This window comes from Fructilactobacillus sp. X2R5C3 (assembly GCF_059901325.1).
On the sequence record NZ_JBWXUY010000040.1, the window covers coordinates 1 to 251 of the forward strand.

Here is a 251-nt window from a genome sequence, read left to right on the forward strand (position 1 = left end):
CTTCAATGGCTGGCCGGGGCACTGATATTAAGCTTTCCGATCAGGCCATTAAAAATGGCGGTTTGTTTGTGGTTGGAACGGAACGAATGTCTTCTTTACGAATTGATAATCAGCTACGTGGTCGTGCTGGCCGCCAGGGTGAGCCCGGCGACACGAAGTTTTATGTTTCGCTGGAAGATAAGATTGTTACCGAGAACGCTCCCAAGTGGGTCAAAAGGTACCGGGAAAAGTTGGTCAAAAAGCACGTTACG

The 251-nt window shown here is 49.0% G+C and carries 1 protein-coding gene; it reads left to right on the forward strand.

Annotated elements, in window-relative coordinates; all coding sequences use genetic code 11:
• A partial coding sequence (locus tag AC6UDE_RS07080; RefSeq protein WP_500697047.1) for a preprotein translocase subunit SecA occupies window positions 1–251 on the forward strand: 251 nt, incomplete at both ends.